General features: G+C 61.1%; 24 protein-coding genes. 14 read left to right on the plus strand and 10 right to left on the minus strand.

Annotated features, from left to right (window positions below):
• Positions 1 to 3: 3 nt before the first annotated feature.
• The gene (locus tag WDZ78_RS11805; RefSeq protein WP_003509253.1) at positions 4 to 420 is read right to left on the minus strand and encodes a SufE family protein; all 417 of its coding nucleotides are present in this window, start codon (positions 418 to 420) and stop codon (positions 4 to 6) included.
• A 183-nt stretch (positions 421 to 603) separates the two neighbouring features.
• On the minus strand, positions 604 to 1,029 hold the full coding sequence (locus tag WDZ78_RS11810) for a DUF5330 domain-containing protein (protein WP_020009664.1): 426 nt from the start codon (positions 1,027 to 1,029) through the stop codon (positions 604 to 606).
• Between the two features lie 488 nt (positions 1,030 to 1,517).
• Here WDZ78_RS11810 and WDZ78_RS11815 point away from each other — a divergent pair, with 488 nt between their 5' ends.
• The 3 genes from WDZ78_RS11815 to WDZ78_RS11825 all read left to right on the plus strand — a co-directional run bounded on the left by WDZ78_RS11815 (position 1,518) and on the right by WDZ78_RS11825 (position 4,533).
• Positions 1,518 to 3,050, plus strand: a complete 1,533-nt coding sequence (locus WDZ78_RS11815) for a sensor histidine kinase (protein WP_020009665.1) — start codon at positions 1,518 to 1,520, stop codon at positions 3,048 to 3,050.
• A complete protein-coding gene (locus WDZ78_RS11820; protein ID WP_425673110.1) occupies positions 3,022 to 3,921 on the plus strand; it encodes a peptidoglycan-binding domain-containing protein in 900 nt (299 codons plus the stop codon). The genes WDZ78_RS11815 and WDZ78_RS11820 overlap by 29 nt, the downstream gene beginning before the upstream one ends.
• A gap of 258 nt (positions 3,922 to 4,179) precedes the next feature.
• On the plus strand, positions 4,180 to 4,533 hold the full coding sequence (locus WDZ78_RS11825; RefSeq protein ID WP_020009667.1) for a DUF1491 family protein: 354 nt from the start codon (positions 4,180 to 4,182) through the stop codon (positions 4,531 to 4,533).
• Positions 4,534 to 4,607: 74 nt separating this feature from the next.
• Here the strand turns inward: WDZ78_RS11825 and WDZ78_RS11830 are convergent, their stop codons facing one another.
• Positions 4,608 to 5,543 (minus strand): DUF2336 domain-containing protein, encoded by a 936-nt coding sequence (locus tag WDZ78_RS11830; protein ID WP_026372543.1) that lies wholly within the window; start codon positions 5,541 to 5,543, stop codon positions 4,608 to 4,610.
• Positions 5,544 to 6,103: 560 nt separating this feature from the next.
• Between WDZ78_RS11830 and WDZ78_RS11835 the strand changes: the two genes are divergently transcribed.
• Entirely contained in the window at positions 6,104 to 6,292 is a 189-nt protein-coding gene (locus tag WDZ78_RS11835) for a hypothetical protein (protein WP_003509245.1), read from the plus strand.
• A 19-nt stretch (positions 6,293 to 6,311) separates the two neighbouring features.
• On the opposite strand, the gene WDZ78_RS11840 is transcribed toward WDZ78_RS11835, so the two are convergent.
• The 3 genes from WDZ78_RS11840 to WDZ78_RS11850 form a co-directional block, all read right to left on the minus strand.
• On the minus strand, positions 6,312 to 6,860 hold the full coding sequence (locus tag WDZ78_RS11840; protein WP_425673111.1) for a DUF1254 domain-containing protein: 549 nt from the start codon (positions 6,858 to 6,860) through the stop codon (positions 6,312 to 6,314).
• A complete protein-coding gene (locus WDZ78_RS11845; protein ID WP_020009672.1) occupies positions 6,853 to 7,440 on the minus strand; it encodes a DUF1214 domain-containing protein in 588 nt (195 codons plus the stop codon). The genes WDZ78_RS11840 and WDZ78_RS11845 overlap by 8 nt, the downstream gene beginning before the upstream one ends.
• 109 nt (positions 7,441 to 7,549) lie before the next feature.
• The gene (locus WDZ78_RS11850) at positions 7,550 to 8,158 is read right to left on the minus strand and encodes a LysE/ArgO family amino acid transporter (RefSeq protein ID WP_087743601.1); all 609 of its coding nucleotides are present in this window, start codon (positions 8,156 to 8,158) and stop codon (positions 7,550 to 7,552) included.
• A gap of 290 nt (positions 8,159 to 8,448) precedes the next feature.
• On the opposite strand from WDZ78_RS11850, the gene WDZ78_RS11855 reads away from it, so the two are divergent.
• Positions 8,449 to 9,348, plus strand: a complete 900-nt coding sequence (locus WDZ78_RS11855) for a LysR family transcriptional regulator ArgP (RefSeq protein ID WP_020009674.1) — start codon at positions 8,449 to 8,451, stop codon at positions 9,346 to 9,348.
• Between the two features lie 250 nt (positions 9,349 to 9,598).
• On the opposite strand, the gene WDZ78_RS11860 is transcribed toward WDZ78_RS11855, so the two are convergent.
• Positions 9,599 to 11,791 carry a transglycosylase domain-containing protein gene (locus WDZ78_RS11860; RefSeq protein WP_425673112.1) on the minus strand — a complete coding sequence of 731 codons (2,193 nt, stop codon included), beginning with the start codon at positions 11,789 to 11,791 and terminating at the stop codon, positions 9,599 to 9,601.
• 254 nt (positions 11,792 to 12,045) lie between these two features.
• Here WDZ78_RS11860 and WDZ78_RS11865 point away from each other — a divergent pair, with 254 nt between their 5' ends.
• From WDZ78_RS11865 to WDZ78_RS11900, 8 genes are all read left to right on the plus strand, one after another.
• The gene (locus WDZ78_RS11865) at positions 12,046 to 12,525 is read left to right on the plus strand and encodes a YcgN family cysteine cluster protein (RefSeq protein WP_020009676.1); all 480 of its coding nucleotides are present in this window, start codon (positions 12,046 to 12,048) and stop codon (positions 12,523 to 12,525) included.
• 169 nt (positions 12,526 to 12,694) lie between these two features.
• Positions 12,695 to 13,519 (plus strand): class D beta-lactamase, encoded by an 825-nt coding sequence (gene blaOXA, locus WDZ78_RS11870; protein ID WP_425673113.1) that lies wholly within the window; start codon positions 12,695 to 12,697, stop codon positions 13,517 to 13,519.
• 41 nt (positions 13,520 to 13,560) lie between these two features.
• Positions 13,561 to 14,169 (plus strand): class I SAM-dependent DNA methyltransferase, encoded by a 609-nt coding sequence (locus WDZ78_RS11875; RefSeq protein WP_425673114.1) that lies wholly within the window; start codon positions 13,561 to 13,563, stop codon positions 14,167 to 14,169.
• Positions 14,170 to 14,342: 173 nt separating this feature from the next.
• Positions 14,343 to 16,910: a heavy metal translocating P-type ATPase gene (locus WDZ78_RS11880; RefSeq protein ID WP_425673115.1), complete on the plus strand. Its 2,568-nt coding sequence runs from the start codon at positions 14,343 to 14,345 to the stop codon at positions 16,908 to 16,910.
• Positions 16,907 to 17,329, plus strand: a complete 423-nt coding sequence (gene cueR, locus WDZ78_RS11885) for a Cu(I)-responsive transcriptional regulator (RefSeq protein WP_020009680.1) — start codon at positions 16,907 to 16,909, stop codon at positions 17,327 to 17,329. Before WDZ78_RS11880 ends, cueR begins: the two co-directional genes overlap by 4 nt.
• A 53-nt stretch (positions 17,330 to 17,382) precedes the next feature.
• Positions 17,383 to 17,583: a heavy-metal-associated domain-containing protein gene (locus tag WDZ78_RS11890; protein WP_020009681.1), complete on the plus strand. Its 201-nt coding sequence runs from the start codon at positions 17,383 to 17,385 to the stop codon at positions 17,581 to 17,583.
• Positions 17,584 to 17,651: 68 nt separating this feature from the next.
• Positions 17,652 to 17,918: an AbrB/MazE/SpoVT family DNA-binding domain-containing protein gene (locus tag WDZ78_RS11895; RefSeq protein WP_059753836.1), complete on the plus strand. Its 267-nt coding sequence runs from the start codon at positions 17,652 to 17,654 to the stop codon at positions 17,916 to 17,918.
• Positions 17,918 to 18,277: a type II toxin-antitoxin system PemK/MazF family toxin gene (locus WDZ78_RS11900; RefSeq protein WP_425673116.1), complete on the plus strand. Its 360-nt coding sequence runs from the start codon at positions 17,918 to 17,920 to the stop codon at positions 18,275 to 18,277. The genes WDZ78_RS11895 and WDZ78_RS11900 overlap by 1 nt, the downstream gene beginning before the upstream one ends.
• A gap of 20 nt (positions 18,278 to 18,297) precedes the next feature.
• Here the strand turns inward: WDZ78_RS11900 and WDZ78_RS11905 are convergent, their stop codons facing one another.
• Positions 18,298 to 18,546 carry a hypothetical protein gene (locus WDZ78_RS11905; RefSeq protein WP_425673117.1) on the minus strand — a complete coding sequence of 83 codons (249 nt, stop codon included), beginning with the start codon at positions 18,544 to 18,546 and terminating at the stop codon, positions 18,298 to 18,300.
• Positions 18,547 to 18,722: 176 nt separating this feature from the next.
• On the opposite strand from WDZ78_RS11905, the gene WDZ78_RS11910 reads away from it, so the two are divergent.
• Positions 18,723 to 20,111 carry an MFS transporter gene (locus WDZ78_RS11910; protein WP_425673282.1) on the plus strand — a complete coding sequence of 463 codons (1,389 nt, stop codon included), beginning with the start codon at positions 18,723 to 18,725 and terminating at the stop codon, positions 20,109 to 20,111.
• Between the two features lie 78 nt (positions 20,112 to 20,189).
• On the opposite strand, the gene WDZ78_RS11915 is transcribed toward WDZ78_RS11910, so the two are convergent.
• Together WDZ78_RS11915 and WDZ78_RS11920 are read right to left on the minus strand one after the other, a co-directional pair.
• Positions 20,190 to 20,363, minus strand: coding sequence for a hypothetical protein (locus tag WDZ78_RS11915; RefSeq protein ID WP_020009686.1), 174 nt, complete (start codon positions 20,361 to 20,363; stop codon positions 20,190 to 20,192).
• Between the two features lie 67 nt (positions 20,364 to 20,430).
• Complete coding sequence (locus WDZ78_RS11920) at positions 20,431 to 22,146, minus strand: GH32 C-terminal domain-containing protein (protein WP_425673118.1); 1,716 nt, start codon at positions 22,144 to 22,146, stop codon at positions 20,431 to 20,433.
• Between the last annotated feature and the right edge of the window lie 64 nt (positions 22,147 to 22,210).

Consider the following 22,210-nt stretch of genomic DNA (forward strand, 5'->3'; position numbering starts at 1 on the left):
CGCTCAGGCGGCCAGCAGCCGTGCTTCCTCGCGGATGCGCTTGATCATCGAGCGCAGGCCGTTGGCGCGCTGCGATGACAGATGCTCCACCAGCCCGATCTTGTCGAACACCTCGATGGCGTCGAGATCGGCGATATCGGAGGCTTTTTTGCCGGAATAGACGGCGAGCACGATGGCGACGAGGCCGCGCACTATATGCGCATCCGAATCGCCCTCGAAGGTCAGCAGGGGGTCTTCCGCGCCGTCGCTATGGCTGACGAGCCAGACCTGGCTGGCGCAGCCATGCACCTTGTTCTCGGCCGTGCGCTTGTCCTCGGGCAGATCGGGAAGCGCCTTGCCGAGTTCGATGACATAACGATAACGGTCCTCCCAGTCGTCGAGGAAAGCGAAATCGTCAAGGATCGTTTCGAGAGAGGCCATTTGCGCGCCGTATCATCCGTTATTGCAGGTCTTTGCTAGGATATAGGGCAAGTGCGGCCGGTTTTGAACCATGGGCCACGAAAAAGCCCACGGAAAACAGGTTTCCGTGGGCAAGTTTGGCAGGCATTCGGCGGGCGGAAATCTCCGCTCGCAAAAAAGATGCGGCGCGGTGGCCGGCGAAGATCAGGGAGCAGGGCGCTTCTGCGGCAGGGGAATGACGGTGCCGGTCTTCAGCATGTCGGTATTGCCGGGAAATTCGACGCTGACGACAGGAGCGCCAGCCAGCTTTTCGACCTCGGCTGCGACTTCAGCGGCGGGAGCGGATTTTTCACCGGAGGCAAGCTGCTTGTCGAGCAGTTCATAGGCGACCTTCGCGCCTTCCTTTGCCCGTTCGCCCAGCGCATGGAAGGTTTCGGCGCCCTTGACGCAGACATCGGGCTTTTCGATGCAGATGGCGCTGACGTAACGATAGGCTTCACCGGCTGCCGAAACGGCGCTGGGAAGATCAAATGCCGAAGGTTCCTTGGCCGGATCGTTGCTGCTGCCGAAATAGGACAGCGCCACCAGCACCAGCGAAAACCAGAATGTTCCTTTGATCAGAAACCACATTGTCAGACTACCCTGCCAGATGATCTTTGTTTTCTAAAGCCCCGCCCGGTTCCGGGTCATCGGCCTTTGTCCCGTTTTTCGGGCTTGTGAAGAAGCTACACGCGACCGGCGAACAGCCGATTGCAAAAAGCGACGCAATTTAATTCAAATTGTATCTATTCTCCTCGTATCGGGACGCCTGCCACCAATTCATTCGCATTTTAACAGTCCATGTTAAGCATAATTGCGACAGAGGCCGCGCGTTCCGGGCGAAAGCTGTGGCCCGCCTTGCCACAAAAGTTAACATGATGGCAAAAATGAAGCGAAATCCGTCGCTTACCCGTCATTAACCATGATTGGCAAAGCTTGGAATAAATGCCCCGTAATGGGACTGCGACGCCTTTGACAGGCCTTTGACGCCATTCTTTTTATCCATTCCTTAAGCCGCCGCCTTCTATTGTCGGAGCCGTTAGAACCGCCTCAGGGATTCGGTGTTGGTATTGCGTAATATGAGAGAAAAAGCGGTCGCATTGGTCGACCATGCCGCAGGCAGATGGCTTGCGCGCATGGAAGAGGACGCCGAAAGGCGCGCCGGAACCGTTGCGCGCCTGCGCCGGCTGATTGCCTTCAGCACTGTTGGTCTTTTCTTGGTGCCTGCCCTCTTCAGCCTCGTCATCAGCCCCGCCATCGCGCTGCCCATCGGCGCCGCACTGGTGCTGGCGCTGTTTCTGGCCGCCGCAGCGCTGCTGATCGCCTTTTCCCGTCCTGCGCGCGGTGCATCCTCCTTTTCCGCCGCGTCTGGCGATAACGACCTGATCGCCGCTTCGCAGGTGCCGGGCCTCGTGCTCATGATCGGTGAGACCGGCTTCGTCGAACACGTCTCCGGCCGCGATCTCGCGACCTTCCCGGCCGATCTACAGGCCAGCAAGGGCCATTCGCTCGTTGAATATGTCTATGTCTCCGACCGTATCGAATTGATGCAGGCATTCGACCTGTTGCGGCAGGGCGAGGACAGGGCGACCGCCGAACTCCGCTTCGAGACGGGTGCGAAATCGCGTCAGGCGCAGTTCATGCATGCGCGTATCGAGATGACGGCGATCCGCAGCGCCAGCGGCCGGCTGCGCCGCATCGTCGCCCAGCTTTCCGATGTCACCGAGATGGAACGCCTACGCCGCGATGTCGCCCGCAAGGCGGCGGAGGCGGAATCGGCCAATGACGCCAAGTCACGTTTCCTTGCCGCCGTCAGCCACGAGCTGCGCACGCCGCTCAATGCGGTCCTCGGCTTTTCCGATATTCTCGCCGGCGAATATTTCGGCCGGCTGGAGAACGACCGCCAGCGGGAATATGTCGGCCTCATCCGCCAGTCCGGCGCCCATCTCCTGTCGGTCGTCAATACCATGCTTGACATGAGCAAGCTGGAAGCCGGCCGTTACGAGCTGATGATGGAAAGCTTCCCCATTTCCGAGACCATCTCGTCCTGCGAAGCCATGCTCGGCCTGCAGGCGAAGGAAAAAGGCCTGACTTTGACCAGCCGCATCCAGCGCGGCATCGGTGAAATCTCCGCCGATCAGCGCGCCATCCGGCAGGTTCTCATCAATCTCGCCGGCAACGCCATAAAATTCACCGATGCGGGTGGTGTGGTGTCGATCGACGCCGCGCGTGAGGGCGCGATGCTGAAACTGACGGTGAGCGATACCGGCATCGGCATCGCTTCCGACAAGATTGAACTCCTGGGCCAGCCCTTCATGCAGGTTCAGAATGAATATACCCGTCGCTATGAGGGCACGGGTCTGGGATTGTCCCTGGTCAAGGGGCTTGTGGCACTGCATGGCGGCACTTTCGCCATCACCAGCAAGCCCGGCGAGGGAACGGTCGTAACGATCACCCTGCCTGCTGACGGTTCCGGCATGGCGGGTGAGGGCGAAAGCGCTGAAACCGAAAGCATGGTGGAATTCCCGCCGCGCATCCGGCAGCTCGGTGACATCGCCGCAATGATGAAAAAGGATGGTGACGATGGCCCCGCGAAAGCGAAAATCGCCTAAGAAAACAACGGCCCAGATTGGCGCCGGGATTGTTTCCTTGGTGGTTTCGGCCATCGGGCGCGAAATCCTGCGCCATCCAAAAATGGTCGGCAGCTGCGGCGCCTTCGCGGTCGTTTTCGGTTTTGTCGCCGCCAATGCGCTCTGGTATCAGCCGGGCGTGCACCCGTCGCCCTTCCTGCGCACGCGCGATGCGGAAAACCCGAACGGCATTGCCGGTTACCGTCCCGCCGAGCCGCTCGGCACGCAGGGCAACGTCACCACCTTTCGCATAGAACGACCGGCAGAGACGGAAACGGCGCAACAGCCTGCGGCCCAAACGCCAGCGCAACCCGCTGCCGAAACCCAGAAGCCGCAGCAGATCGTCGCCGATATTCAGGCCGAACTGAAGAAACGCGGACTTTACGAAGGCGAGGCGGACGGCCGCATGGGCCCGCGCACCGCCGCCGCCATCATGTTCTTCGAAGAAACGCTCGGCATGGAACAGACCGGCGAACCGACGACCCGCGTGCTGGCGGCGCTTCGGATCGACGGCGCGACAGTTGCGGCGATCCCCAGGGACCGGCCTGCCGATAGCAGCGGCGGCGTCGAGATCGACCCCGTCGCCGCGGCCATCCGCAAGGCGGAAGCACCGCGTCCGAAGGCCGAACCGGCCTCCCTCAACAGCGCCGCCAAGCCGGCAAACCGCGAGCTGATCGCCAGGATTCAGCAGGGTCTGATCAATATCGCCTATGCCGATGTGAAGGTGGACGGTGTCGCCGGCCAGCAGACCCGCAACGCCATCCGCGCATTTGAGAAACATTACCGCCTGCCGGAAACCGGTGAGCCGAGCGAGGCCGTGTTGAAGAAGCTGAAGTCGATCGGGGCGCTTTGAGTTTTGACAGCAGCCGAAGGTGCGCGGGGCTTACCCCCCTCTGCCCTGCCGGGCATCTCCCCCTCAAGGGGGGAGATCGATCTGCGGCAAGCGCTCGCCCATCTCAACGTTTGAGAATGGAGCAGTGGAAGAGCCTCTTGCCGATTTCCCCCCCTTGAGGGGGAGATGCCCGGCAGGGCAGAGGGGGGTAAGCCCCGCGCACCTTCGGCCGCCCAAAATCAACAACAGCATGCCCACCGTTTCCATCGAAAGCACCCCATGCGCCTCAAATCCGAAATGTTCGTCTCAGCCCTCATCCGCCGCGTCTTCGCCGCCGGCGGATTTGCCGCTGTCGAAAAGAAGGGGGCGGAGGAGGCGGGGGCGATCTTTGTTCGCCAGCGCCTGCGCGATGGCCGCGAGAACCTCTATGGACCTGCGCCGCAGAGCTTCGCCGATGATGAGGAAATCCGTGCCGAGCGCCGTTTCGAAACGCGTCTTGCGGGTGCGGATGGCGAGGAAAGCACAGCTCTTCTGGAAAGGGAACGGCGTTTCGACAGCGACCTGTGGGTGGTGGAGATCGAAACCGACGAGATCGGAACATTGCTGACGCTGGTGGACCAGCCCAAGGCCTAGAACGAGGAAAAGCAGACCCCGGTTCTTCGTCCGCGAATGGCTTCGCGTCGCGAAAGACGCAAGGACAGGCCTGCTTACCCTTGCGTCCCGTTTCTCTGCGCAGCAGGTGCGCTGTGGCTCAGCCGCTCGCGGCCATGCGTATAGCTGTCGGCCCGCCGCCAGCTTTCCAGCCGCTCTTCGCATTCCACGATGTCGAGGCGGTCGAGCAGGGCCTCCGCACGGCTCATGTCGCCTTCGGCGGCGGCAAGATGCGGATAGAAGCATTGCAGGACGAAGGCCGCCTCGGAAAACTCCATGCCAAGACCGGTGAGCGTCGTTGCCAGCTGTGCGCCTGATATATCGAGCATGATGCGCTCCGACAGCCAGTAGCTGGAGGACAGTGAATCCGCCAGCGCCACCGCAAATTGGCGGGCGTTGCGCTCGCGGGCGAAACGCACCAGCAGCGCCTCCTGCACCTCGCTCAGGCGGCGAAGACCGAGGACGTCGCTTTCCGGGCGGTTGAGGTGATGCGCCATCTGCTTGATCCGCTGGCGCATTTCTTCTTCGAGTGCGGAAGCGGCGGCGATGTTGTCAGTCTTTTCTTCCGTTTTCGTCGCTTCGGGGCTTGCCGCCACCTGCGGTTCGGCGGCAGCCGTTTCCTCTTCCGGCCGTTTCAGGTCTTCCGCGTGGCGCAGGCCGACAAGCGCGTCGATGACGGTGGGGGAGAGATCCTCGCGCCGGACGATGGCGCGCGCATGCGCCGCGCCTTGTGTGCGGGCGATGGTGATCAGCGTGTCGTCATCGAGGCATTTGGAGGAGATGAGGAAGGGCGCCGCAAGCGAAATCGGCTGGCAGGCGATGAAGAAGGCGACAGCCGAAGGCACGCTCGGATGCTGCGAGAGTGCGGCGATGGCCTCCCGCTTGGCTTCATCGGTGGAGGCGTTGAAAAGCGGCATGAAAAGTTCGGCGAACTGCCGAAGGTCCGTTTTTGACGGATGCGAAACATTCTCGAAATTCGTCACGGTGGCCATCAGCACCACATCTTTCTTCCTCACGGCTCTTGGCCTCTCAAGTTCTCGAAACCGGTCGGTCAACGCACTACCCAACAAACGCAAACACAATATCGGCTCAAATTAGAGCAAATGCGTTGACGTCCTGTTAACTATGGGGGTGGCAAGAGGGAATCTGCCTCTATCAACAAGGAAATTTTAAAACCTTCATAACGGGTGAAATGCCGTGGAACTTTACCGCATCGCCTTTGTTTTCAAGGCGTGTGGCGCCGGGAGGAATAAGTGACGGCCCGGCAGTTAGGGTTAACGGATCATTAACCTCTGTCTGTTTGTAATTTCATGGGCAGTATTAGGATTCCATGTTATTCTTATCGACGGAATAAATGCAAAAATGGCATGCGAAGCCTGAATCTGCGCACGATCCCCTTATAAGAATCGTTTTGGATTTTTGGATCGTGCGAAAACCAGTCTGTGGGCTGGCCTATGCGCAATGTGATGGTGATGAAATTCCCGACGCAAGATGAGGCTTGCGCGGTTCCCATGGGCAACATTGACAATCATGTCCCGAAGAGGAGATGAGCATGGCAGAGATTATTCCAATCAGCGACGCCCGACGAAGCCTGCGTCCCGCGGGCGTTGTCGGAAAGCTGATCGGCCCCGCGAAGGTCGTGCTGTTTACCGGCGTGCGTTATGAAAAACGTGATACCGAGCCGACCGGCAAAGTCGCGCGCAAGGGCAAATCCGCAGTGGAAACCGCCCTCAAATCCTGATTGCCGATGATGTCAGACGCTATTTCCAGGGCGTCGGCTGGCATTTCGCCTCGTTCAGGAACCGTTCCGCCTCTTCGCCGAAACTCGGCTGCGGCACCATGGTCCGCAAAACCACATACCCTTCCGTCTGATCCGATTCCGCCAGGATGGCCTGCGAAAGCGAGGGCGGCTGCGCCTTGCGGATGGCGGCTATCTGCACCGCATCAGCCACCAGAATATCCATAACCCCGGCGGCGGATGTGCGGTCGTTCATGCTGAACACCTCATTCGAGGCCTTGTCGTAAACCGCGACCGACCAGAAGGGTACGGCGCCGATGGCGGTCAGCCTGACGGGCTGTTCCTCGATGTTAAAGGTGCAGACGGCCACTCGCATGAAGGGATCGCCGCTGCCAAGGGTCTTTTTCTCCGTCGTCTCCTCGAGAAGATGAAACAGATGCGGCTTTCCTTCCGCAAGCGCGCGCGTATAGGCGTCGCGATTGCTGAAATGCGGCATAGCGAGAAGGATGATGACGTGCAGCACGGCTGCGCCGACGAGACCGGTGAGAATGGCGAGCAGGACCCTAAACATTGCCACACCCCAGCTTGCGGATTTGCGGCATGGATATGTCTATCAGGCCGGAACTGCCGGCAACCGGTGTGTCGAGCAGGGTCATGACAAGCTTGAAGGTCTGGCCCTGCGGCACCGCCAGCCAGTTATAGGTCTGGGCGTCAGGGGCGATGGTGATGTCGATGCCGCCATCGGCGCTGCGCAGAAGCGTGCGGGAATTCAGCGCGAAGGGCCGCCCGGCATCTTCAGCCAGAACATTTCCCTGCTGGTCGGCGGTGTAAATCGTCCAGAAACGGGCGGGCGGCACGGCGCCGGCCAGCCGGTACCGGCACTCGCCGCTGAGGCGCTGTCCATCGCTGTCGACGGAGGCGGTGAAGGACAGTCCCTCGGCGGTTCCGTAAAGCAGCTTGCCCGCATCGGCGCGGTGCGATTTGGCGTAAGGGTCGGCCTCGATCGTCTGCGCTTCGGGAAACGCATCCCACGAGCCGATGCGGATCGATCCAAAGCCGGATGTCGCCTCAAGTGCTGCGAGTGTTGCGGCAATACCGCCGCCAAAGGCGATCAGAAGGGCGATGCCGACAAGGAATGGAACTCGGAACACGCTGTTTTCCCGTTTTGAACAGGTCGAGGACTATCACTGATTCCCCGTTTGGAAAATGGCGCGGCTTGTTTAGTCCTCGTGAAAGTGACTGGAGCGCGAAATTCCTTGCCTATGCGCCCATGACGAGCTTGAAGGCGATGGCCCACATGGTAACGGCGATGATGCCTTCGAGAATACGCCAGGCGGAGGGTTTTTCGAAAATCGGCCGCAGCCAGCGCGCGCCATAACCCAGCGAAAAGAAGAATACCAGCGAGCCGGTGGCCGCGCCCGCCGCAAAGGTTTTCTCAAAGCCGGGGAACTGCGTGGAAATGGTGCCGAGCAGCACGACGGTATCGAGATAAACATGCGGATTGAGGAAGGTCAGCGCCAGACAGATGGCGAGCGTCTGCCACAGGCTCGCCTCCTGCCGCTCGGTCACCGACAGCGTCTCGGAGGAACGCAGCGCCGAATGCAGGCTTTTTGCGCCATACCAGATGAGGAAGGCGGCGCCCGCATAACGCATGATGGGATCGAGCGCCGGCATGATGGCGCTGATCCGCTGAAAACCAAACACGCCGATGGTGATGAGCAGCGCATCTGATATCGCGCAGGTGGCGCAGACGGCAAACACATGCGAACGCGCCAGACCCTGCTTCAGAACGAAGGCATTCTGCGCGCCGATGGCGACGATGAGGCTGAGGCCCATGGTAAGACCGGTGAAGAAGATCTGGATGTCCATGCGCGCCGCGGCCCCTGCTTCTGTCTATGTGGAAATGGCCGAAGGCGTTGCTTTCGGACCGAGTGCTTGGATATTTGGGCAGGATGATTTAATCTAGTTAAATAAACTCAACTCGGATAAGCTGAGCTAATGTCGCGCTTTTCTCTTCAACCTTTCGATTTTCCACGACGTTGCCATCTCTCAACCCTCATTCCTGTGACAAGAACAGGAATGAGGGCGGGAGAGGGTGTCGCCCATCGCCTCGAAGAGCCTCGCGCCACCCCCACCAACCCCCTACATCAGGTGCGATAATGCTCGACTACCCTGCCATGCGCGCCGTGGCGCTCGTTGCCCAGACCGGTAGTTTCGAAAAGGCGGCGCAGGTGTTGTGTGTCACGCCTTCGGCCGTCTCCCAGCGCATCAAGCAGCTGGAGGAGCGGCTGGGCGTGGTGCTGATCGTGCGCGGCAACCCCTGCGTCGCGACGGATAAGGGTGAATGGCTCTGCCGGCACATGGATCATGTCGGCATGCTGGAAAGCGAATTGTTCCGCCAGCTTCCGGCGCTCGCAGAGACGGGCGCCGCGGCGGAGCGTGTGACGCTCAATATCGCCACCAATGCCGACAGCCTCGGCACATGGTTTCTGGATGCGGTTTCAAAATTCACCGGCGGCAGCGATTATCTCGTCAACATCGCAGTGGACGATCAGGATCATACGGTGGAATGGCTGCGAGGGGGCAGGGTGCTTGCCGCCGTTACCGCCCACGCCAAGCCGGTGCAGGGCTGCCGGGTAACGCCGCTCGGCGTGCTCCGCTATCACGCCACGGCCAGCCCGGATTTCATGACCCGCCATTTCGCCGATGGCGTCACGCCCGCAGCCCTTGCCCACGCACCGGGACTGACCTTCAACCAGAAGGACAGGTTGCAGGCGAGCTGGATCAGGCAGGCGCTGGGCGAGGATGTCTCCTATCCCACCCACTGGCTGCCTTCGACGGACGGTTTCGTGAAGGCAAGCCTTGCCGGTATGGGCTGGGGGCTCAATCCGGTGCAGCTTGTGAGGGAGCATCTTGAGGCGGGAAGGCTGGTGGAGGTCGTTCCCGGCACTCCGCTTGATATTCCGCTTTACTGGCAGGTCAATCGTTTGGCCGCCGACCGTTTGGGCGCGCTGACATCACATATGGTGGAAACGGCGAGGGCGGTGTTGTTGCGGTGAGATGACTGACGCCGGATTTGGAGAGACGGGAGCGGTGAAGCGTGCGGCTTACCCCCCTCTGCCCTGCCGGGCATCTCCCCCTCAAGGGGGGAGATTGGCGAGCGGCGCTACCACCACTTCATTCGCTAACGTTGAGATGGGCTGGACCTCGCCGCATATCGATCTCCCCCCTTGAGGGGGAGATGCCCGGCAGGGCAGAGGGGGGTAAGCCGCACGCTCCGCCAGAAATCCTGGCCGGTTGCCCGCAACCTCACCGCCGCGTCGCATCCTCCGCGCCGTCACGCAAAGATGCATCCGCCACCTTCTGCGTCGTCACGCTCAAGGCCGAAGCATCCTTCATCTTCTTGGCGATGGAGCGGATGACGCGGGTGGCCTCTGCTGAAAGCGAGCGTGGGCGGGTGAGGGCCGGCAGGGCCGGGGTGCTGGTGGCTGCGGCCGCCACTTGCGCCGAAGGTTGCGGGCGCGCACCTGTCGGCAACGGGTTCTGGATGCCGGGGATGGGGCGCAGCTCCATGCCCTGATGGGCGTAATCCATCAGCCGTTTGAAGGTCATGGCGGGCAGCGCGCCGCCGGTCATGTTGTTCATCGGCGTGAATTCGTCATTCCCGAACCAGACGGCGGTCGTATAATTGCCGGTGAAACCCACATACCAGGCGTCGCGGTAAGCCTGCGAGGTGCCGGTCTTGCCGCCGGAGACGATGCCATTGTCAAGCGCGCCGCGGCGAGCCGTGCCCATGACCGGAATGGTCACCAGCATCTGGTTCATCTTGGAATTGGCGTCTTCGGAGAGCACGCGCTTGGCGGGCGGCTCGTTGTGGCTGAAATCGTAGAGAACATTGCCCTCGTAATCCAGCACCTGCTCGATGCCGTGGCGGCGCGACTGCATGCCGTCGGCCGGGAAAACGGCATAGGCGGTTGCCTGATCGAGAACGGTCACTTCCGATGTGCCGAGCGGAATGGTCTTGTCGCTGCGAAGCGGTGTGGCCACGCCCATGGCCTTGGCCGTGTCGACAATGACCTGCGTGCCGAGCACATCCTTGGCGAGCCGGACCGGCACGGTATTGTAGGATTTGGCGAGCGCCATCTGCAGCGTCACCTTGCCGGCATAGGAGCGGCCATAATTCTGCGGCGACCAGCCGCGCCAGGTCACCGGCGCATCGGAAATCAGCGTCTCCGGCTTCATGCCCTTTTCCATGGCAGCCGAGTAGGTATAGACCTTGAAGGAGGAGCCCGGCTGGCGAAGCGCCGCCGTGGCGCGGTTGAACTGGCTTTCGCCATAGTCACGCCCGCCGACCATGGCGCGCACGCCGCCGCCGTTTTCGATCATCACCATCGCGCCCTGCTTGACGCGGTAACCTTCGCCATATTCGCGCAGGCCCATTTCCATCGCCTGTTCGGCCGCCTGCTGCAGGCCGGTATCGATGGTGGTGCGCACGACGACGGTATGGTCCTTGAACTTGCCTTCGGCGGCCAGCCGCTGCACTTCGTCGAAGGCCCAGTCGAGGAAATAATCCGGCGCCTTCACATCGGCGCGGTCGATGACGGTGGCCGGATTGCGCCGCGCGCCGATCACCTGACCCTCGGTCATCAACCCGCTTTGCACCAGGTTGGAAAGAACGGTGTTGGCGCGGGCGCGCGCGGCGGGCAGGTTGACGTGCGGCGCATATTTGGCCGGCGCCTTGAACAGGCCGGCCAGAATGGCGGATTCGGCCAGCGTCACGTCGGTCAGGTTCTTGCCGAAATAAAACTGCGCCGCCGCCGCCGCCCCGAAGGTGCCGCCGCCCATATAGGCGCGGTCGAGATAAAGGCTGAGGATTTCCTTCTTCGACATGTTGGTCTCGAGCCACAGCGCGAGGAAGGCTTCCTTGATCTTGCGCTCCAGCGAGCGCTCATTGGTGAGGAACAGGTTCTTGGCGAGTTGCTGCGTCAGTGTCGAGCCGCCCTGCACCACGCCGCCGGCGCGGGCGTTTTCGCTCATGGCGCGTGCAAGACCGATGAAATCGATGCCGAAATGGTCGAAGAAACGCCGGTCTTCGGTCGCCAGCACCGCCTTGATGAAATGGTCAGGCATCTGGTCGATCGGGACGGAATCTTCATGAATGATGCCGCGATGGCCGATTGTATTGCCGTAACGGTCAAGGAAGGTGACAGCGAAATCGCCGCGATAACGCCAGTCCTTCTTGGTTTCCTCAAAGGCGGGCATGGCGAGCGCCAGAAGCACGACGCAACCCGCCGTTCCGAAGGTCAGCGCGTCGCAGGTGAGGTTGACGAGAAGCTTCTTCCAGCCGCGCACATGCAGTTTGCGCGAGGCGATGGTGACGTCTTCCCAGAAATCCACCAGCCGCGCCGCAGCCGTCCACAGGCCGGAGTCGATGAAGCTATCGATCCGGAGCAGGATGTGCCGTTTTTTACGGCCGCTTTTATCGTCTTTTTCTTCCTGCACGTGCCGATGTGTTCCTGTTCAACGCAACGCGATCGTCGATATTCTGCGCTTCAACCCATTCCCGACGCAAAACCGTGGCATGGTTATGTCGGAATTGCTTGACGTGGCGGCGGTTCGCGGGCCAATGACCCCTTTGCCGCCTGCCAATATGCTAAAATATCGTACAAACCAGCCCTTGGCGATACGATATAAAGGATTAGGGACCGGTTAAACACTCCTGTCCAAGTGATCAAAATGAAACGGAAATGTTAACGATGAATGACGCGCCGTTCTGGAAAACCAAATCGCTGACCGAGATGACCGGTGAGGAATGGGAAAGCCTGTGCGACGGCTGCGGGCTGTGCTGTCTGAACAAGCTGGAGGACTGGGATACCGGCGAAGTGGCGTTCACCTCGGTTCGCTGTGTGCTGCTCGATGGCGAGAGCTGTCGATGCTCCGACTACGAAAACCGCCGCGCCACCGTGCCGGATTGTATCCAGCTGGACCTGAAGAAGGTCCATGAGATCGGCTGGCTGCCGCCCACCTGCGCCTATGCGCTGGTGCGTGATGGCAAGGATCTGTACTGGTGGCACTATCTTGTTTCCGGCGATACGGAAACGGTGCATCAGGCGGGCATTTCCGCGCGCGGCCGCACGGTCAGCGAGGCCGACGTGGATGTTGACGACTTCGAGGATTATGTGGTCGACTGGCCGCTGACGGTTGGCGAGAGGGCAGGCGAAAAGGAGCGGATGTGACGGAAATCGCCAATTTTCGTTTTGGTCCTATTCCTGCCCCATCAGTCTCCTAAAGGCATGTCGTCCGAAAGCGTGTCACGGTTTCGGGGTACGACTTGTCTGAAATCAAAGACAGCTTCCGGCCATTCCGGCAAATGATCCGCAAAGCGGACGAGGGACATCAAAACGCATGCGCTACCGGCTGCCCGCCATCGTTCTTTCATGCCTTGCCCTTCCGGGGCTCCTGCCGTTTTCCGCTGATGCCCAGCAACAGCCCCAGGCCTTCGAATGCACGCTCGTCACCTCAATCGAGACCGGCGCGATCATCAACCAGCAGGGCGCCTGCGACCAGCGCGTGGCGCCGGCCTCCACTTTCAAGGTGCCGCTGGCGCTGATCGGTTACGATGCCGGCATCCTTCAGGACGAAAAGACGCCCGCCTGGGACTGGAAACCTGGCACGGAGGCGCGCGCCTCCGACCGCAAGACGGTCGATCCCTCGATATGGGAACAGGATTCGGTCCTGTGGTATTCGCGTGAAATCACCCGCCGTCTCGGACCGGAAAAATTCGCCGCCTATGTGAAGCGTCTCGGTTACGGCAATGCCGATGTTTCCGGTGAGCCGGGCAAGAATAACGGCCTGACCCATTCCTGGCTCGGATCGTCGCTGACGGTTTCGCCGGTGGAGCAGGTCGGCTTCCTGCGCCGCCTTCTGGCCGGCAATCTGCCGGTCTCGCGTGATGCACAGGCGAAAACGAGGGCAATCGTTCCGGTCTTCGATGCGCCGGAAAGCTGGGCCGTGCACGGCAAGACCGGCACCGGCTACATGCGTGACGAAAAGGGCAACCCCGACCGCAATCGTCCTTTCGGCTGGTTCGTCGGCTGGGCGGAGCGCGAAGGCCAGCACATCGTCTTCGCAAGGCTGCGCGTTTCCGACAAACCGTCCAACGAGCCGCTCGGCCCCGCCGTGCGCGACGCCTTCCTGCGCGATATTCCGCGGCTGGCCGTGCACCGGTGATTGCGCAGCCGGCATGACCTTTGCCTGAAGAGGATAAGCACATGTCGGACGCCTCTCGCGACGTCATCGCGATCTATAATGAACACGGGGCCGATTTCGACAGTTTGCGGGGCCGTTCGCTTGCCGAAAAACCATGGCTCGACAGATTCACCTCGCTCTTGCCGAATGGCGCGTCCATTCTCGACATAGGCTGCGGTTCCGGGGAGCCGATCGCCGGCTACTTCATTGCCAACGGCTATGACGTCACCGGCATCGATGCGTCGCTGCCGCTGGTTGAGCTTTGCCGGGCGAGATTTCCCCGGAACCTCTGGGCGGTCACGGATATGCGAAAGCTGGCCCTCGACCGCCGCTTTGACGGATTGATTGCGTGGCACAGTTTTTTCCACCTGACGGTGGAAGATCAGCGCCGCATGTTCGGCATTTTCCGCCAGCATGCCAATGATGGCGCGGCGTTGATGTTCACGGCCGGACCCGACTACGGGGAAGCGATCGGCACCTTTCAGGGGCGGCCGCTTTATCACGCAAGCCTTGCTCGCGATGAGTATGAAAGCCTGCTTGCCGCACATGGTTTCCGGCTTCTCGATCATACCGTCAACGATCCCGAATGCGGCGGCGCAACGGTTTATCTGGCAAGGCGCGTGGCGGTCTGAACGCGCTTGGGAAGCCTCGCCCGATAGTGGGTCGATAGGTCTTCTGATCGTGGCGAACGCCCTGCTTCGGACGGGTGGCTGCGCTCACGATTGTGTGTTCAACAAAAAATTTCCCTTCCCTTGACCTTCCCATCATGGGAATCTCTACATAGGGTCTCGAAAGGGGATTTCCCATGAACGAGACAGTCAAACACGCCCATCGAAATGAACCGGTTTCCATTCCCGTGGAGGGCATGACCTGCGCCTCCTGCGTGCGGCGGGTGGAAACGGCTGCCGCCAAGGTGCCCGGTGTCATGTCGAGTTCCGTGAACTTCGCCACGAAGAAGCTCACCGTCGAGCCCGCCGAGGGTTTTTCGGCGCGCACGCTTGGCGCCGCCATCAAGAAGGTCGGTTACGATATCGCGCCGGAGCGGCAGGAATTTATGGTGGAAGGCTTGCAGGAGGAGGCGCAGGCCGGGCGGCTGAAGGCCGTTCTGGAAGCGGTCGCCACCACAATCGCCGTCAAGGTCGAGGCGGCTTCCGGCAGGGTCTCGGTGGAAACGATCGGCGGCCGGCGCGAACGGGATGCGCTGGTGGAAACGGCAAAGCTTGCCGGGTTCGCGCTGAAGACACCCAAACCGCATGATCATTCCGCCCATCACAATCATAATCATCATCAGGGCCACGGCCAGATGGCGGGCGAAACCGGCGGTCATGACCATATGCAGCACGCGGGCGAAGAGGGCGCGCTGAAACGCGACCTGACGATTGCCGCCATCCTGACCGCGCCGCTTTTCGTGCTGGAAATGGGCGGCCATCTCTATGAGCCGATGCATCACTGGCTGATGGGCATCATCGAGACGCAGAACCTCTATTACATCTATTTCGTGCTGGCGACGGCGGTGATCTTCGGGCCGGGCCTGCGTTTCCTCAAGACCGGTTTTCCCGCTTTGCTGCGCGGTGCGCCGGAAATGAATTCGCTGGTGGCGCTGGGCGTCACAGCGGCCTACGCCTATTCCGTCGTGGCTACCTTCGCACCCGATCTGCTGCCGGAAGAGGCGCAGTTCGTCTATTATGAAGCGGCAACCGTCATCGTCACGCTGATCCTGACCGGGCGGCTTCTCGAAGCCCGCGCCAGCGGCCGCACGGGAGACGCGATCCGCAAGCTGATGAGCCTGCAGGCGAAGACCGCGCGGGTGGAGCGCGACGGCGCCACCATCGATATTTCCCCCGATGATCTGGTGGCCGGCGATATCGTCGTCATCCGTCCCGGCGAAAGGCTGGCGGTCGATGGCGAAGTCGTCGAAGGCTCGTCCTATGTCGATGAATCCATGATTTCAGGCGAGCCGGTGCCGGTGGAAAAAACCATCGGCGCAACTGTTGTCGGCGGCACCATCAACAAAACAGGCGCCTTCAAGTTCAAGGCGACCAAGGTGGGCGCGGATACCATGCTGTCGCAGATCATCCGCATGGTGGAGGAGGCTCAAGGGTCCAAGCTGCCGATCCAGCTGCTGGTGGACCGTGTTACCGCGCTGTTCGTGCCCGTTGTCATCGCCATTGCGGTGCTGACCTTCATTGTCTGGGCGATATTCGGCCCGGAACCCGCCTATACATTCGCTCTGGTCAATGCGGTCGCGGTGCTCATCATCGCCTGCCCCTGCGCCATGGGTCTCGCCACGCCGACCTCAATCATGGTTGGCACCGGTCGGGCTGCGGAGCTGGGTGTGCTGTTCCGCAAGGGACAGGCGTTGCAGGAGCTGCGTTCGGCTGAAATCGTCGTGGTCGACAAGACCGGTACGGTGACCAAGGGCCGCCCGGAACTGACCGATCTGGTGGTTGCGGAAGGATTTGCCGACAACGAGGTTCTGGCGCTGGTCGCCGCCGTCGAGGGCCGGTCGGAACATCCGATTGCCGAGGCCATCGTCCGGGCTGCGGAAGAAAAGAATGTGGCGACCCCTGCAGGACTCGAACCCGCAACTGTGGAAAACTTCGAAAGCGTGACGGGTTATGGCATCGCCGCCACCGTCAATGGCCGCAGGGTCGAAGTTGGCGCAGATCGTTTCATGGCGAAACTCGGCCATTCCGTGGATATCTTCGCTGAGGCCGCCGCAAGGCTGGGTGACGAGGGCAAGACGCCGCTTTATGCCGCCATTGACGGCAGGCTGGCGGCTGCGATTGCGGTTGCCGATCCGCTGAAACCATCGAGTGTCGCCGCCATCAGGGCGTTGCAGGCGATGGGCATCGAAGTGGCCATGGTGACGGGTGACAATGAACGCACGGCGAACGCAATCGCCCGGCAGGTCGGCATTTCCCGCGTGGTGGCCGAAGTCTTGCCCGAGGGCAAGGTGAAGGCGATCCACGAGATGCGCGCAGGCGGCAAGGTGCTCGCCTTCGTCGGCGACGGCATCAATGACGCGCCGGCGCTGGCCGAGGCCGATATCGGCATCGCCGTCGGCACCGGTACGGATGTCGCCATCGAAAGCGCCGATGTGGTGCTGGTCGGCGGTGATCTCATGGGCGCTGTCAACGCCATAGAGATGAGCCGGGCGACAATCCGCAACATCAAGGAAAACCTGTTCTGGGCCTTCGGTTATAACGTGGCGCTGATACCGGTCGCGGCGGGCGTGCTTTATCCGGCCTTCGGCATCACCTTGTCGCCGATGATCGGCGCGGGTGCGATGGCGCTGTCCAGCGTCTTCGTCCTCGCCAATGCGCTGAGATTGAAACGGGCGAAGGTGGTCCATCGGGAGGTGACGTCATGAATATCGGGCAGGCATCGGAAGCATCGGGCGTTTCCGCCAAGATGATCCGTTATTACGAGCAGATCGGCCTCATCACGCCGGCCGCCCGCACCGGCAATAATTACCGGGTCTATGGCGAGCAGGATGTGCACAATCTGCGCTTCATCAAGCGGGCGCGCACGCTCGGTTTCTCGCTGGAGGAGACCGAGACGCTGCTGAAACTCTGGCAGGACAAAAGCCGTGAGAGTTCGGCGGTGAAGGAAATTGCGCTCGTCCACATCGCTGATCTCGAACAGAAGATCGCCGAGATGAAGAGCATGGTGAAAACGCTGTCGCATCTCGCCCATTGCTGCGGCGGCGACCACCGGCCTGACTGCCCCATCCTCGATGATCTCGCGGGCGCTGAGAAGAACAATGCCAGGTCCGCGAGAACTCACTGAACTTTAATGACAACCGGCGCGACAATATCGCTACCGGCCAGAAGGAGAAAACCATGGGTGCAACCACCTTCCTTATTCCGGACATGACCTGCGGCCATTGCGAAAAGACGCTGCGCGGCGCTCTCACGGAGGTGCTTCCCGATGCCGCCGTCAGCATCGATCTTTCCGCCCACCGGCTCACGGTAACGGGCGACGCCGCAACTGCGGAAGCGGCGATCCGCGAAGCCGGTTATTCGCCGGAAAGGGTGGGCTGAGAGGCGGCTTCCGTTTGCACGGGTCAGAAAATGTGCTACATATGTTGCACAAAATGGAGCGTAGACGGATGACCGTAACGACGAGAATAAGACGTCAGGGCGGTGCGGCGGTGATGACCATCCCGCCCGCTCTTTTGAAAATGCTGGGACTGGAAATCGGTGAGCAACTGACGCTCGAGGTCGATAACGGCGCGCTGGTCGCAAGCCCGGTTCGGCAGGAAAAGAAACGCTTCACGCTTGCCGAATTGCTGGAGGGTGCGGATGAAGTCGCCGCCCTCAACGCCAGCGCGCGGGAATGGGACGAAGCGCCGCCAGTCGGCAAAGAAGCCCTTTGATGGTCCGCAGTCAGGTTCCAAAACGTGGCGACGTTTATCTGGTCGACCTCAACCCTGTGATCGGCAGCGAAATCACGGACGAACATCGTTGTATCGTCATCACGCCCAGAGAAATCAACGCGGTTGGACTGTGCCTTGTCGTTCCCGTGACCACGGGCGGACTATTCACGCGCAAGGCGGGGCTTGCCGTGAACATATCGGGCCACAAGACAACTGGTGTCGCACTATGCAACCAAGTGAGAAGTATGAACATTGTTGCCCGCACCGCCCAGAAGAAAGCGAGATATATCGAAACGCTTGACGATGCTACGGTCGACGAAATCGCCGGTCGTGTCATCAGCATGATCGATCCCGCCTGAGTCGTTGCAGGGCGAAATCATTAAACCTCGTCGAACGTCCCGCCTTCCCGTGAGGGATTGCGGTTGATCACCCGTTCCTCGGCATCGTCGGGCAGGGCCTCGTCGCTTTCCTGATAGGGGTCGTCCTCGGTCTCGGCCTCTTCTTCCTCGATTTCCTGTTCGATGGATTGCGGAATCTCTCCCTTGGCGGGAAGGGCGTCGATGTCGAGATCGAGCAGATCCTCGTCCATGGCGTCTTCGTTAAGGGGCAGGATTTTCTTGCGGTCCATGACGGTATCCTTTCTGTCGGTTCTTCGGCAAACGAGCGGGCGCGCGGAGGGTTCCTGCCGTGCGGGATTCCTTCAAAACAAATGACGTGAAAAAGGCGTCTTGACCTCAATGGCGCTTGAGGTTCTAGTTTGCCGGCCGTACCCGAAAAAATGGAAAGGATACGGCTTTGTCGAGTATCGAAATGGCGGAGAAAAACGGCTGGGGCGAATTGCTGAGCGGAGCGAATCTCTCGCTACTGACCGTCATCTCCTCCGGTATCGGCCTGCACGCTTTTAATCAGTTCGCTGTGGTGACGGCCTTGCCCGTTGCCGTGAACGAAATCGGCGGTGCGGGTTTTTACAGCTGGGCCTATAGTCTTTATTTCGTCGGCTCCGTGGCGGGCGGCGTCACCGCCGTGCTGTTTCGCGAACGTTTTGGCGCGCGCGCCGTCCTGCTTCTCTGCTGCCTGATATTTTCCTTCGGTTCGGTCCTTTCGGCAATCGCCGGCGACTTTTTGTGGGTCGTTGTTGGCAGAGCCTTGCAGGGACTGGCGGATGGGCTGATCGTGGCCGTGTGCTACAGCCTCATTCCCGCCGGTTTCCGCTCCGGCCTGTTGCCGAAGGTCTTCGCAATTGAAGCGGCGATCTGGGCGGTCGCCTCCTTCATCGGCCCGCTGACCGGCGGTTTTGCCACCGAACATATCTCTTGGCGCGCCACCTTCCTGCTGTCGGCGCCGCTGATCCTGCTGCTTCTGGCCTATACCACGATTGCCGTCTCCGCTGAGCGGCCGGTGGCGGCGACGCGCAGACCGCTGGTGCCGCTCGTTCTCTGCCTTGTCGGCGCATTGGCCTTTTCCGCTCCTTCCGCCTTCGAGGATGCGAGCCTGCGGGCGCTCTCCCTCCTGGCGGGGGCAGCGCTGCTGTGGGCCTCTCTGCGGGCGGGCGCACGGCCCTCCGTCGGATTGTTCCCGAAGAATTCCTTTCGGCTGAAGACGGTGCTCGGCAGCGGTTTCTGGGTGCTGTTCCTGATGTCCTATGCCCATGCGCTGGGCAGCGTCTATCTCGCTTATGTCGCCATCAATCTCTGGCAGCATGAGCCGACCTTTGCCGGTTTCATCGTGGTGACGATGCCGCTTGCCTGGAGTTTTGTGGCAATGCTGATCGGCAGCCTGCGCTCCACCCGTCTGCGGGAGATTTGCCTGCATTACGGTCCCTACCAGATGGTGCCGGGCTGTGCGCTGCTGGGGCTTGGGCTGGCGACCGGCAACTGGGGAGAAATGCTGCTCGGTCAAATCCTGATCGGATCGGCTTTCGGCATGTCCTGGGCCGGCATCAGCCAGGCCGCCATGGAGGCCGCGCCGGAAGAGGAACGCAAGATGACGGGTGCGCTTTTGCCGACGGTCGCGACGCTCGGCTCTGCGGCCGGCGCCGGTGCAAGCGGCACTGTCGCCGCCGCGACCGATCTCGTGGCGCAGATCGGGCGTGCGGATGTGACGATGCCGATGGTTTATCTCTATGGGTTGGGTGTGGTCGTATCGCTGCTGGCGATCATGACCGCCAGCGGGTTGCGGGGCGAAAGGCGCTAGAGCAAGCCTTTTCAGGAAAAGTGGAACCCGGTTTTCCGTCCGAAATGCGACCAAACAAAGCGCAGGGCGCGGCCCCGATCAGGACTGGGTGGCGGCGATGGTGATCGCCGCCAGATAAACGACGAAGGACATGATGGCGATTGCGCCGATAATGATGATGATGCCCTTGCCGGCGCGTTTCTTCTCGGCCTTGTTTTCATTGGCTTCGGTCGGAAACAGGATCGGATCGCTGGTATCGCGGATTTTGGTCATGCCGTTTCTCCTTTCGGCGGATTGGGCGGTTTCGGTCTATCAACCGCCCAATCCGTCAAAAGGTTCCTCACGGTTTCAGCGCCCAGCTGGTGGCATGCACCACCGCGCCGGTGGCGGCCTTCAGCAACGCTGAGCGCACGGGTTCGAAACCTTCGATGCGCTTGGTGCCCACATATCGCCCGCGATTGGCGAAGACCTCGATAGAGCCGTAATCGAGAAAGATGCGGATGCGGGACGCCTTGGCTCCCCGGGCGATATAATGCGGCGAGGGGCCGTCGCGGCCATCCTCATGGCATATCCACAGCCCCGTTTCATCGGAAACGACGCCAAGCTTAACCGTCGGATGATCGAGCATCAGTTCGAAGGGCGCGCCGGGTGAGGCAAGCTCGAACAATATTTCCACCGCCCCGTTGATGAAGGTGACGCGTTCGCCCGCGGCAAGCCGCGTGCGGTCAAGAATATGGCTGCGCAGGCTTTCCGCAGCGCCGATGGGCGGGGTCAGAAGCTCGCCATTCACGTATTGAATCCGGCGCGGCAGCGTCATCGAGGTAGGGAAATCGATTTCCGGATTGGCATCCGCCCAGTTTGCCAGCCACCCCATGCCGATGATGCTGTCGCCGTCCAGAAACGCCTGGAAGGCGTAGTTGTCGGTGCCGAAATCCAGTTCCTGCCCGGATTCCTTGGTGAAGGCCTTGCCGTCAAACCAGCCGACATCGGCCATGGTCAGGTTCTTGCGGCCGGTCTCCGGATCCTCCGAATGCATCAGCCCGTAAATCAGCACCCAGCGGGTGGAGCGGGCATTGACCGGGCCATCAAGCGGCAGCAGGCAGGGGCATTCAATGGCGGTGGTTTTATAACGCGTCTCCACCCAGAGTTTGCCCACATAGGTCCAGCCCGACGCCGCCGTGGGGTCCAGCGTCTCGTAGAGCAGAATGACGCCGCCGCCATCGCTCTGGCTGCCAAGCACCATTTTCCACAGGCCATCGGGGCCGCGAAAGACGTAAGGATCGCGGAAATCCGGGGTCAGCCCCTGTCCGTCCGGCCGGTGGCCCAGAATGACCTCGGCCTGCCCAGCCATGATGAGATCGGACGAGGTGGCGGTCAGCTGTATCTGCTGCTCGGGAATGCGGTCCTGCACCTGCTCGGTGAAGAAGACGCGGATGCCGGCGCCTTCGACCAGCGGAATGGTCGAACCGGAATAGGCGCCGCCGCGCTTGTCCGGCCGCGTCGTCAGATCTTCTGACGGGAAGAGGAAGATCGGCAGATGCCGCCAGCGCAGGTAATCGGAGGAGACGGCATGGCCCCAATGCATGGTGTTCCAGCGCAGCCCGTGAGAATAATGCTGATAGAACAGGTGCGGCCGGCCCTCGAAGCGGCCAAAACCGTTCGGGTCGTTCATCCAGCCAAAGGGCGGGCGGAAGTGGTAGCTGCCGGGAAGTTCGGGTGCGGCGTTGTCCGGCTTGGTATGGACAACGGTGATACCGGTCTCGAGCACATCCGACGCGGTGAACCAGTAGATGACGGAAACGGCTGTCGTGACCGTGTCGTAACTCAGCTCCACATGGCCGCCGCCAAAGACCTGGTAGATTCGAAAACCGAACTCTTCCGTGTTGACGCTTGAAACTTCAGCGAATTTTCCATTCTGATTGGAAAAGGAGACGGCGCCGGGCTCGGCGGCTTTCTTCGCCTTCAGCCAGACGTGGAAGGTGGCGTTGACAGGCAGTTCGGTGTGGAGGGTGCGGATGGCGCTTTCCGGTTCGGCTGCGGCTTCAACAACGGTCATTGCTTTTCCTTTCCGTTCGGCATTCTGCGGGTCAAGCATAGGAACGATGATGGCGCGGGAAAGT

This window comes from Agrobacterium sp. M50-1, assembly GCF_049843495.1.
Classification (GTDB): Bacteria; Pseudomonadota; Alphaproteobacteria; order Rhizobiales; family Rhizobiaceae; genus Agrobacterium; species Agrobacterium radiobacter.

What these genes read in the sequence shown, in the direction of transcription:
- WDZ78_RS11805 (WP_003509253.1), bottom strand. Translation starts at nt 420, where the DNA reads ATGGCCTCTCTCGAAACGATCCTTGACGATTTCGCTTTCCTCGACGAC.
- WDZ78_RS11810 (WP_020009664.1), bottom strand. Translation starts at nt 1,029, where the DNA reads ATGTGGTTTCTGATCAAAGGAACATTCTGGTTTTCGCTGGTGCTGGTG.
- WDZ78_RS11815 (WP_020009665.1), top strand. Translation starts at nt 1,518, where the DNA reads ATGAGAGAAAAAGCGGTCGCATTGGTCGACCATGCCGCAGGCAGATGG.
- WDZ78_RS11820 (WP_425673110.1), top strand. Translation starts at nt 3,022, where the DNA reads ATGGCCCCGCGAAAGCGAAAATCGCCTAAGAAAACAACGGCCCAGATT.
- WDZ78_RS11825 (WP_020009667.1), top strand. Translation starts at nt 4,180, where the DNA reads ATGCGCCTCAAATCCGAAATGTTCGTCTCAGCCCTCATCCGCCGCGTC.
- WDZ78_RS11830 (WP_026372543.1), bottom strand. Translation starts at nt 5,543, where the DNA reads ATGGCCACCGTGACGAATTTCGAGAATGTTTCGCATCCGTCAAAAACG.
- WDZ78_RS11835 (WP_003509245.1), top strand. Translation starts at nt 6,104, where the DNA reads ATGGCAGAGATTATTCCAATCAGCGACGCCCGACGAAGCCTGCGTCCC.
- WDZ78_RS11840 (WP_425673111.1), bottom strand. Translation starts at nt 6,860, where the DNA reads ATGTTTAGGGTCCTGCTCGCCATTCTCACCGGTCTCGTCGGCGCAGCC.
- WDZ78_RS11850 (WP_087743601.1), bottom strand. Translation starts at nt 8,158, where the DNA reads ATGGACATCCAGATCTTCTTCACCGGTCTTACCATGGGCCTCAGCCTC.
- WDZ78_RS11855 (WP_020009674.1), top strand. Translation starts at nt 8,449, where the DNA reads ATGCTCGACTACCCTGCCATGCGCGCCGTGGCGCTCGTTGCCCAGACC.
- WDZ78_RS11865 (WP_020009676.1), top strand. Translation starts at nt 12,046, where the DNA reads ATGAATGACGCGCCGTTCTGGAAAACCAAATCGCTGACCGAGATGACC.
- blaOXA (WP_425673113.1), top strand. Translation starts at nt 12,695, where the DNA reads ATGCGCTACCGGCTGCCCGCCATCGTTCTTTCATGCCTTGCCCTTCCG.
- WDZ78_RS11875 (WP_425673114.1), top strand. Translation starts at nt 13,561, where the DNA reads ATGTCGGACGCCTCTCGCGACGTCATCGCGATCTATAATGAACACGGG.
- WDZ78_RS11880 (WP_425673115.1), top strand. Translation starts at nt 14,343, where the DNA reads ATGAACGAGACAGTCAAACACGCCCATCGAAATGAACCGGTTTCCATT.
- cueR (WP_020009680.1), top strand. Translation starts at nt 16,907, where the DNA reads ATGAATATCGGGCAGGCATCGGAAGCATCGGGCGTTTCCGCCAAGATG.
- WDZ78_RS11890 (WP_020009681.1), top strand. Translation starts at nt 17,383, where the DNA reads ATGGGTGCAACCACCTTCCTTATTCCGGACATGACCTGCGGCCATTGC.
- WDZ78_RS11895 (WP_059753836.1), top strand. Translation starts at nt 17,652, where the DNA reads ATGACCGTAACGACGAGAATAAGACGTCAGGGCGGTGCGGCGGTGATG.
- WDZ78_RS11900 (WP_425673116.1), top strand. Translation starts at nt 17,918, where the DNA reads ATGGTCCGCAGTCAGGTTCCAAAACGTGGCGACGTTTATCTGGTCGAC.
- WDZ78_RS11905 (WP_425673117.1), bottom strand. Translation starts at nt 18,546, where the DNA reads ATGGACCGCAAGAAAATCCTGCCCCTTAACGAAGACGCCATGGACGAG.
- WDZ78_RS11915 (WP_020009686.1), bottom strand. Translation starts at nt 20,363, where the DNA reads ATGACCAAAATCCGCGATACCAGCGATCCGATCCTGTTTCCGACCGAA.
- WDZ78_RS11920 (WP_425673118.1), bottom strand. Translation starts at nt 22,146, where the DNA reads ATGACCGTTGTTGAAGCCGCAGCCGAACCGGAAAGCGCCATCCGCACC.